At 62.9% G+C, this 7328-nt stretch carries 7 protein-coding genes; 2 read left to right on the forward strand and 5 right to left on the reverse strand.

Annotated features, from left to right (window positions below; all coding sequences use genetic code 11):
* Positions 1-412: 412 nt before the first annotated feature.
* Both ACF8R3_RS09135 and ACF8R3_RS09140 read left to right on the forward strand, forming a co-directional pair.
* Complete coding sequence (locus ACF8R3_RS09135; RefSeq protein WP_058639838.1) at positions 413-1945, forward strand: NCS1 family nucleobase:cation symporter-1; 1533 nt, start codon at positions 413-415, stop codon at positions 1943-1945.
* 16 nt (positions 1946-1961) lie between these two features.
* Entirely contained in the window at positions 1962-2690 is a 729-nt protein-coding gene (locus tag ACF8R3_RS09140; protein ID WP_058639837.1) for an aspartate/glutamate racemase family protein, read from the forward strand.
* Between the two features lie 54 nt (positions 2691-2744).
* Here ACF8R3_RS09140 and ACF8R3_RS09145 read toward each other — a convergent pair whose 3' ends face one another.
* The 5 genes from ACF8R3_RS09145 to ACF8R3_RS09165 all read right to left on the reverse strand — a co-directional run bounded on the left by ACF8R3_RS09145 (position 2745) and on the right by ACF8R3_RS09165 (position 7043).
* Positions 2745-3938, reverse strand: a complete 1194-nt coding sequence (locus tag ACF8R3_RS09145) for a D-amino acid dehydrogenase (protein WP_392515503.1) — start codon at positions 3936-3938, stop codon at positions 2745-2747.
* 43 nt (positions 3939-3981) lie between these two features.
* Positions 3982-4644, reverse strand: a complete 663-nt coding sequence (locus tag ACF8R3_RS09150) for a hypothetical protein (protein WP_058639835.1) — start codon at positions 4642-4644, stop codon at positions 3982-3984.
* A 176-nt stretch (positions 4645-4820) separates the two neighbouring features.
* A complete protein-coding gene (locus ACF8R3_RS09155; RefSeq protein WP_027915980.1) occupies positions 4821-5159 on the reverse strand; it encodes an FKBP-type peptidyl-prolyl cis-trans isomerase in 339 nt (112 codons plus the stop codon).
* Between the two features lie 105 nt (positions 5160-5264).
* On the reverse strand, positions 5265-6053 hold the full coding sequence (locus ACF8R3_RS09160; RefSeq protein WP_392515504.1) for a PhzF family phenazine biosynthesis protein: 789 nt from the start codon (positions 6051-6053) through the stop codon (positions 5265-5267).
* A gap of 51 nt (positions 6054-6104) precedes the next feature.
* The gene (locus ACF8R3_RS09165; RefSeq protein ID WP_196127064.1) at positions 6105-7043 is read right to left on the reverse strand and encodes a 2-hydroxyacid dehydrogenase; all 939 of its coding nucleotides are present in this window, start codon (positions 7041-7043) and stop codon (positions 6105-6107) included.
* Positions 7044-7328: the final 285 nt, after the last annotated feature.

The following is a 7328-nucleotide window of genomic DNA, read 5'->3' on the forward strand; positions in this document are numbered from 1 at the left end:
TAATGTCACCTTAAGTGCCATTTTTGTGTGCACTTGCACCGATTAAGCCCCGATGTGTTACATGAAGCGCTCATTGAATGCTGACTAACTGATCAACTAAGCCCATGAATTCAAACAATTATTGACTTTATGGTCAGTTTAAAAACCTGATTTTTCAGCTTGTTACCGCAATATACCCGCTTTCCGAATGAACACCTTGGTGGTCGCTTACTCAAGCTGGCATGGAACTGGCTTTACTGTGCTTGTGTTTTGTATACAAGTTTCAACGAACATAGATACACAAGAACCCGCGACGCCGATTGACCGTCGGCCGCCGCGCCCAGAACCCGAGATGCCAACGCTGCACCGACGAGATGGCGAGCCCGTGCGCTGCCCGCTCATCGCAGTCAACGTGCATCAGGAGCCCGCCGGAATGAGTAGCAGCCTCAACCTTGCCCCTGAACTATCCGTCGCCAGCACCCAGACCCACCCAACCCCGGCCGACACGATGCCGGACATGGCACTGAGCCCTCGCCTGCACAACCGGGACCTGGCCCCCACGCGCATCGCCGGACGCCGCTGGGGCCGTTACAGCATCTTCGCGCTGTGGACCAACGATGTGCACAACATCGCCAACTATTCATTTGCCATGGGCCTATTCGCCCTGGGCCTGGGCGGCTGGCAGATATTGCTGTCGTTGGCCATTGGCGCGGCCCTGGTGTACTTCTTCATGAACCTGTCGGGCTACATGGGGCAGAAAACCGGCGTACCCTTCCCGGTCATCAGCCGCATCGCCTTCGGCATTCACGGCGCGCAGATCCCGGCGCTGATACGTGCGGTCATCGCCATCGCCTGGTTTGGCATCCAGACCTACCTGGCCTCGGTGGTCCTGCGCGTGCTGCTCAGCGCCATCTGGCCGCAAATGGCAGCCTATGACCACGACAGCATCCTTGGCCTTTCCAGCCTGGGCTGGGCCTGTTTCGTGGCCATCTGGCTGGTGCAGCTGGTGATCCTCGCCTACGGCATGGAGATGGTGCGTCGCTACGAAGCCTTCGCAGGCCCTGTCATCCTGGTAACGGTCGCGGCGCTGGCGGTATTCATGTACTTCAAGGCCGACACCCGCATCGCATGGTCGGTGGCAGAGCCCCTGAGTGGTTACGAGATGTGGCGCAACATTTTTGCCGGTGGTGCCTTGTGGCTGGCCATCTACGGCACGCTGGTGCTCAACTTCTGCGACTTCGCCCGCTCCTCGCCGTGCCGCAAGACCATTCGCGTCGGCAATTTCTGGGGCCTGCCGGTGAACATCCTGGTGTTTGCCGTGATCACCGTCGTGCTGTGCGGCGCTCAATTCAAGATCAACGGCCAGATCATCGATAGCCCCACCCAGATCGTGGCAGCCATTCCAAACACCACCTTCCTGGTGCTGGGCTGTCTGTCGTTCCTGATCGTCACGGTCGCGGTCAATATCATGGCCAACTTCGTGGCGCCGGCCTTCGTGCTCAGCAACCTGGCACCGCGTCACCTCAACTTCCGCCGCGCGGGGCTGATCAGCGCCACGCTGGCGGTGCTGATCCTGCCGTGGAACCTGTACAACAGCCCCTTGGTGATCGTCTACTTCCTCTCCGGCCTGGGTGCATTGCTGGGCCCGTTGTACGGGGTGATCATGTCCGACTACTGGCTGCTGCGCAAAGGCTGCATCAACGTCCCGCAGCTCTACAGCGAAGACCCGGCCGGCGCTTATCACTACACCAAGGGCATCAACCTGCGCGCGGTCGCGGCGTTCGTGCCGGCGGCCCTGCTGGCCATCGTGCTGGCCCTGGTCCCCAACTTCCACAGCGTCGCGCCGTTCTCGTGGCTGATCGGGGCTGGCATCGCCGCCGCCCTGTACCTGTTGATCGCGCCGCGCAACCGTCATTACCACGACGTCAGCGGCGAATGCATCGCCGTCGACCACAGCAGCCACTGAACAAGGAGGACTGCCCATGCGAATCCTGATTGCCAACGTCAACACCACCGAAGCCATCACCGAGGCCATCGCCGAGCAGGCCCGCGCCGTGGCGGCGCCGGGCACCGAGATCATCGGCCTGACGCCGTGGTTCGGCGCAGAATCGGTGGAGGGCAACTTCGAGAGTTACCTGGCCGCCATCGCCGTGATGGATCGGGTACTGGCCTATGAGGGCCCCTATGATGCCGTGATCCAGGCCGGCTATGGCGAGCACGGCCGTGAAGGCTTGCAGGAGCTGCTGAACGTGCCAGTGGTGGACATCACCGATGCCGCCGCCAGTACCGCCATGTACCTGGGCCACGCTTACTCGGTGGTCACCACCCTGGACCGTACCGTGCCCTTGATCGAAGACCGCCTCAAACTTTCCGGGCTCTACGATCGGTGCGCCTCGGTACGCGCCAGCGGCCTGGCGGTGCTGGAGCTCGAGGCCGATCCGCAGCGCGCCGTCGAGGCCATCGTCGAGCAGGCCGAACGGGCCGTACGCGATGACAAGGCCGAGGTCATCTGCCTGGGATGCGGAGGCATGGCCGGGCTGGACGAGCAGATCCGCCAACGCACCGGGGTACCGGTGGTCGATGGGGTCAGCGCGGCGGTGACCATCGCCGAGTCGCTGGTGCGCCTGGGTCTGAGTACGTCCAAGGTCCGCACCTACGCGACCCCTCGGGCAAAGAAGGTCATAGGCTGGCCGATGCGCCTGGGCCGCTAGGGCACCACGGCGCAACCTGCGCGGGATCGGCAACCGACCCTGCGCAGGGCCTGCTTAACCGATCATTCTGGCCAGCCGCTGGCCACTGCCGCAGGCCAGGGTGAAGCCCAGCGCGCCATGGCCAAGGTTGAGCCAAAAGTTGCGATAAGGCGTTGCGCCGATGATCGGCACACCGGTGGGCGTCGCCGGTCGCATGCCGGCCCACTCCACCGCGTGGGCGTAATCGGCGGCTTGGGGCAGTGTCTCCAGGGCCAGGCGTCGCATGCTCTGCAACCGGCGCTTGTCCAGCGCCTCGTCTTGCCCCACGATGTCGACCATGGCCGCAACGCGCAGTTGCCGATCCAGCCGGGCATAGACGATCTTGCGCTCGTAGTCCGTCAGGCTGATTTCAGGCGCACGCTGCCCTGATGCTAGCGGCGCAGTCAGGCTGTACCCTTTGAGTGGATAGATCGGAATGTTCACCCCTGGCAACTTCAACGCAGCGCTGCGGTAACCGGCGCACAGCACCAACTGATCGACTGCCAGTTCTTCGTGGCCAAGGCGCAGCGCTACCACCTGATGCCCACGGTGAAGCAGCTGGGTCACCGGCTGACCGAGCCGGAACCAGCATTGGCCAGAGGCTTGCAGCGCGGCGGCCAGGCGCAGGCAGAAGGCATGGCAGTCGCCTACCTCTTCGTCCGGGGTGAATATGCCACCCACGAAGGACGACTCTTGCAGCGCAGGTTCCAGTGTCCGCAGCTCAGCAGCGCCCAGTACCTGCTGGTGATCAGGATCGGTCAGTTGCAGACGGCTGCGCTTGAACTGGGACTCGCTGCGAAACGCTACAAGCTTGCCATTGCGGCGCCAGGCAAAGTCGCCGAGGTCCTGGGCTTGGCGCCACTGGGCCAACACCGCCTGGCTGTGCAGGGCAAGGTCAAGCAAGACGGCGGCGTTGCGCCGATTGACGCCGCGTCGACATGCCAGGGTAAAGGCCAACAGCCAGCGCCACTGCGCCGGGTCCAGACGCAGGCGCAGACGCAGCGGGGAATCGCCCTGCAGCAACCATCCCAGCGCCTGCCACGGCACGCCCGCATCAGCCAGTGGCGCGACGTAGCGGTAGGACAATTGACCGCCATTGGCAAAGCTGGTGGCTGCCCCCAAGGTGTCGTGGGCCTCGATCAATTCTACGCAATGGCCTTCCTGCACCAGCGCATAGGCCGTCGCCAGCCCGACCACGCCGCCCCCTATCACCGTCACCTGCCGCTTCATCGTTCATCCCTGTTCAGCATCCTGGCTCAACAGTACCAGCGGATCAGGTCGGGCAGCTATGCTCACCGTCATCGAGCCCCTGACGCACGTTACGGCTGCGCAGGCTGGCCTTGCCATCGTGCCAGTTCAGGGTCAGAACATAGAGGGTGTCGAAATCACCATCCTGCCAATCCTCGGTGATGACGTGCTCCTTGCCGACAGCTTTTTCCGCGACGGTATTGATCAGGTCCGGCAGGTAGCCGTGTGACCACGCGGTATAGATGGTCGCGTTACGGTACTTGTTGCTGAGCAGCTCATCGGCCAGGTCATCGGTGTCGTTGGCGCTGTAGTCAATGTTGACCGGCAGGCCAAGGCGAATGGCACTGGGGCTGATGGTCATGAGCGGACGCAGGTAGCTGTAGCTTTGATCATCGGCGCCCTCCTCCACGTGCCGGGACGGGTTGGCGGCAAACACGTAATCGGCCTTGCCGAAACGTTCGGGTAAAACCGTGGCCAGGTCCAGTGCACGGTTCAGGCCCTGGCAGTTCAATTGGCCTAAGCCTTCACCGGGTTTTTCGGCATGGCGCAGAAACACCAGGGTCTGGGTGCCATCGACCGGTTGCGCGCGGCTCTCGACGGCGTCCAGCGCCAGCGGTACGCCTACGGCGGTCAGGGCCAGGCCCAGCAACCAATGACGGCGACGATGCAGGTGTGGAATCAACTTCATCAATGCAGGCTCGTGTGACAAACGGGTCACCCGCGCATCGCCCGGACGGGCACAGGGCGCCTTTTGCAGTGAGTGCCTTCCTTGACGACGGGTTCGGTTCAGAGTGCCAAAAACCCGATTTGTTCCCCGCTGCCCGGGTTCCAGGCGTCTGGCACGGGCATTACGGGGCCATCCTGTCAGTCGTCGCGCGTCAGCACTTCAAGCAGCTCGATTTCGAACGCAAGGTCCGAATCAGGTGGAATAGATCCGACGCTACGCGCCCCGTAGCCCAGGTGCGCCGGCACCAACAGCTTGCGCTTGCCGCCAACGCGCATGCCCATGATGCCCTGGTCCCACCCCTTGATAACGCGCCCGGTACCGATCACGCATTGAAACGGCTTGCCGCGTGACCAGGAGGAGTCGAACTCGGTGCCATCGGCCAGCCATCCGGTGTATTGGGTAGTGATCAGGGCACCTTTGACGGCCGCTTTGCCGTCGCCCTCGACCAGGTCGATGATCTGCAGTTCTTGGTTCATGCGCAGGCTCCAGCCGCTACGAAAATGCCGTCCTTTTCGCAGCATTGCCCGGATTTGGCAAGCCTTGGTGTCGGCTCGCGCATTGTCCGTGACGACAGGGCCGTCCTATAGGTAGACGGTACCGCTCATGAACAACGCCGCCCGCCCACTGATGATCACCCGGCCATTGCCCGGCAGCACGCAGCGCAGCTGGCCCTTGCGCGCACCGCCCTGCTCGCACTCAAGTGACTGCTTGCCCAGCCGTTGTGCCCAGATCGGTGCGAGCGAGGTATGGGCCGAGCCGGTCACCGGGTCTTCATTGACCCCCACGCGTGGCCCGAACCAGCGCGTCACGAAATCGAACCCACGCCCCGCCGCCGTCACGGCGATGCCGCGCACGTCAAAGCCGGCCAGCGCGACAAAATCTGGCGTGAGGGTGTCGAGCAACCCAGGGTCATCGACCACCACCACGTAGTCGTCGCTGCGATATACCGCCAACGCTTGGCGCAGGCCCAACGCCTGCAACAGACCGGCTGGCACGGGCTGGACCTCTGGTTGGCGAGCGGGGAAATCCATGGCCAGCAGGCCGTCCGCTTGACGAGTTACCCGCAGTTCACCGCTGCGGGTATTGAAGCGCAGCACCTGCGCCGGTTCATTGAGGTGTTCGAACAACACGTAGGCCGAGGCCAGCGTGGCGTGGCCGCACAAGTCCACTTCCACGGTGGGCGTGAACCAGCGCAGGTCGAACGCCTCGCCGTTGCGTACGAAATACGCCGTTTCGGAAAGGTTATTTTCCTCGGCGATGCGCTGCAGCACGGCATCGGGTAGCCAGTGATCGAGCGGGATGACCGCAGCCGGGTTGCCGCCGAAGGGTTCGGCACTGAAGGCGTCGACCTGGAAGATTTCAAGTTGCATGGATACGCTCCTTGTTGCCTGCCCTTGTGCAGGCATTTGGCAGTATGGGGCTTAATGAAGCACAGGTGTCAGCACTGGCTTGCCGGCGAAAAAAGCATCGAGGTTACGCAGGACCAACGTCACCGTGGCTTCTGCCGCTTCTGGCGATTGTCCGGCGACATGGGGCGTCAATACCGTGTTCGGCAGCGACTTGAGGGTGTCGGGAACGTCAGGTTCCTCATCGAACACGTCCAGGGCCGCACCGGCCAATTGCCCGCCCTGCAGTGCCTGGGTCAGCGCCTGGGTATCGACGACGCTGGCCCGCGCGATGTTGACCAGGTAGCCCTGGGGGCCGAGTGCGTGCAGCACCTGTGCATCCACCAGGTGGCGTGTATCGGCGCCGCCGGGTGTGGCGACCACGAGAATATCGACTGCCCCGGCCAGGGCCAGGACGCTGTCGTAGCCGGTGTAGGGCAATGCCGGACGTGGTGTACGGTTGTAGTAGCTTACGGGCATGTCGAACCCTTGATGCGCGCGCTTGGCGATGGCTCGGCCAACGGCGCCCATGCCCAGAATGCCCAGGCGTTTGCCAGTGACCGATGGGCTGATCACGCGCTGCCATTGGCCGCGCCGGGTACTGGCGTCGGCTTGTGGGATGTTGCGCAGCAGGGCCAGGAGCATGGCCATGGCGTGATCGGCCACAGCGTCAGCGTTGGCGCCGGCGCCGTTGGTGACGGTGATGTGGCGGGCATGGGCGGCTTGCAGGTCGACCTGCTCATAGCCGGCGCCGATGACGCAGATGACCTGCAGGTTGGGCAGTGCGTCGATTTCCTGGGCGGTCAGGCCGAGGGGGCCGCGGGTGAGGACGGCGTCGATGCGGGGGCCGTTTTGCTCGATGGCTTGGGCGCGCAGGTCGGGGGTTTGGGCGAGGATCAGGTGGTAGCCAGCGTTGGTCAACAGGGGTAGGTAGGTGTCCACGGTTTCGACCAGGACCAGGATTGTCTTGTGCATGGGGCCTCCGGGTGGGTTGGGGATTATGCGGAGGGGGTGGGTGGTACAGTCAATGGGTATTGTCGGTGGGGACTTTATGGGAGGTGGGGGTGGGGTTTGTGGGCGGGCGCTTAGTAGTTACCCGGATTTTGAATCAAACTCGGCGGGATTTGAACTTTGAACTTTGAACTTTGAGTTCTGAGTTCTGAGTTCTGAGTTCTGAGTTCTGAGTTCTGAGTTCTGAGTTCTGAGTATCAGTGTGGGCATTTATATTGAGTTGGTATTCAATAGTTAGGGTGGCGCATG

The organism is Pseudomonas sp. FYR_7 (assembly GCF_043106155.1).
In the GTDB taxonomy this organism is placed as follows: domain Bacteria; phylum Pseudomonadota; class Gammaproteobacteria; order Pseudomonadales; family Pseudomonadaceae; genus Aquipseudomonas; species Aquipseudomonas parafulva_B.

What these genes read in the sequence shown, in the direction of transcription:
- ACF8R3_RS09135 (WP_058639838.1), top strand. Translation starts at nt 413, where the DNA reads ATGAGTAGCAGCCTCAACCTTGCCCCTGAACTATCCGTCGCCAGCACC.
- ACF8R3_RS09140 (WP_058639837.1), top strand. Translation starts at nt 1,962, where the DNA reads ATGCGAATCCTGATTGCCAACGTCAACACCACCGAAGCCATCACCGAG.
- ACF8R3_RS09145 (WP_392515503.1), bottom strand. Translation starts at nt 3,938, where the DNA reads ATGAAGCGGCAGGTGACGGTGATAGGGGGCGGCGTGGTCGGGCTGGCG.
- ACF8R3_RS09150 (WP_058639835.1), bottom strand. Translation starts at nt 4,644, where the DNA reads ATGAAGTTGATTCCACACCTGCATCGTCGCCGTCATTGGTTGCTGGGC.
- ACF8R3_RS09155 (WP_027915980.1), bottom strand. Translation starts at nt 5,159, where the DNA reads ATGAACCAAGAACTGCAGATCATCGACCTGGTCGAGGGCGACGGCAAA.
- ACF8R3_RS09160 (WP_392515504.1), bottom strand. Translation starts at nt 6,053, where the DNA reads ATGCAACTTGAAATCTTCCAGGTCGACGCCTTCAGTGCCGAACCCTTC.
- ACF8R3_RS09165 (WP_196127064.1), bottom strand. Translation starts at nt 7,043, where the DNA reads ATGCACAAGACAATCCTGGTCCTGGTCGAAACCGTGGACACCTACCTA.